General features: G+C 52.9%; 1 protein-coding gene. It reads left to right on the top strand.

Features of this window, described 5'->3' with window-relative positions; translation table 11 throughout:
• The first annotated feature begins 509 nt into the window (after positions 1 to 509).
• Positions 510 to 1,844, top strand: a complete 1,335-nt coding sequence (ltrA, locus tag ACJ2PR_RS35750) for a group II intron reverse transcriptase/maturase (RefSeq protein ID WP_446880617.1) — start codon at positions 510 to 512, stop codon at positions 1,842 to 1,844.
• Positions 1,845 to 1,947 lie beyond the last annotated feature (103 nt).

Genomic DNA, 1,947 nt, shown 5'->3' with positions numbered 1-1,947 from the left:
GTCCGCTTCATCGACTTGTGTACGCCCAGCATGGGCGTGATCTAATGGGGTGAAAGTCCCCTGTGGTGGAACCAACGTCCAAATGAACCCAAAAGTTCCGAGTGACGATAACCACTAGTTTAAGGCAAGGGCGTTCCCGCGAGGGAAGGTCTGAAGGAAGCCAGCGACAAACCGACGAGCCGACGAACAGAAACGTCATAGAAGGCGCTCGTCCCCCGGATGAGTTGGCACAACACAACGAAATCCTTGGTTCAAGGGGCGCAGTAAATGACGCGGTTGCGGCGGGAGAGATCACGGTCTTATCTGGGGAGGTCTGTGCGGTTGCGGTTTGTTGACTATGGGAGTCTGACTGAGGTCTCGCGGGAAACGGCGAGGGAGCCACAGAACCCTAATGTCAGCAGAACAGCGCTCTTGGGAGTAATTTCAAGGGTTCACCGTACAGAAGTCAGCCGAAGCCATAGTAGTCCTAACAGACGAAGGGCTGAACATGAACGAACTAAGGAGGAGCCATGAACAACTCAGACGCATCGATGAACCCGGATGGGGGAGATCGCGTTTGGCGTGCTGACACAGAGCCAGCCTTAGACAACCTGATGGCGCGAATCTTAGAGCGCAACAATGTTCAAAGAGCCTGGGAACGGGTGAAGTCAAACAAAGGCGCACCCGGCAGTGACGGGATGAGCTTAGAAGACTTTCCTGCCTATGCTCGTGAACATTGGCAAGAGATTCGCCAATCCTTACACGATGGCAGCTACCAACCGCGTCCCGTGCGACGGGGGGTGATCCCGAAGCCGAGAGGCAAAGGAGAGCGAAAATTGGGGGTTCCTTGTGTCGTAGACCGAGTGATCCAACAAGCCATCTTGCAGGTGCTTACGCCAGTTTTTGACCCAGCGTTTTCTGAGTCAAGCTATGGTAGCCGACCACACCGTTCGGCTCATGGAGCGATCCAACAGGTGAAAACGATTGTGAAAGCAGGGTATCGCATTGCGGTTGATCTAGATCTGGAGAAATTCTTCGATACGGTCAATCACGATGTCTTGATGTCTCGTGTGGCTCGAAAAGTTGCTGATAAGGGACTTTTGGGGTTAATTGGTCGTTACCTGAGAGCCGGGGTGATGGTGGGAAGTACTGTTGAACCGACCGCATGGGGCACACCACAAGGGTCTGCGCTTTCACCCTTGTTGTCCAATATCCGATTGGATGATTTGGACAAAGAGCTAGAAGCGAGAGGGCATCGATTTGTTCGCTATGTAGACGACCTAGTAATCTTGGTCAAAAGCAGACGAGCAGGGCGGCGAGTGATGGCTAGAATGAGTGGTTACTTGACCCAAATGCTGAAGCTCAAAGTGAATCGGGAAAAGAGTCGAGTGGTCAAGATTGAGGAGTTGAACTATCTCGGATTTACTTTCCGAGGCATTCGCATCTTCGCTTGTGATCAAGCTCTACAAGACTTCAAATATCGATTGCGGGGCTTAACCGCTCGCAGTTGGGGAGTCTCCATGTCAGAGCGATTCGAGCGCTTGAACCGATACTTGCGAGGGTGGATGAACTATTTCGGTATTTCCCAGCACTACACCCCCATCGAAGCGTTAGACGGTTGGTTGAGGCGGCGCCTTCGCATGTGCTACTGGAAACAGTGGCGCAGACCGAGAACGCGCATCGCTCATCTACTCAAGTTGGGAACCAGTAAGCGTCAGGCGATCTCGACGGGCATTAGTCGCAAAGGCTACTGGCGCTTGTCGAAGACCCTAGCAACGCAAACGGGAATGACGAATGAGTGGTTGGAACAACAGGGATTGTTATCGATTCGCAAGTTCTGGATGAAAGTCCAAGGTTATGCGTAAGCCATCTGTGATTGTCTGCGCGTCTTCATGAACCGCCCATTGCGGACCCGCATGATGGGTGGTGTGGGAGGGGAGGGTTAATTGCTCTCCTCGACCCGATTAG

The sequence above is a fragment of the Phormidesmis sp. 146-33 genome (assembly GCF_052939515.1).
This window is presented reverse-complemented; position numbering and strand designations above follow the sequence as displayed.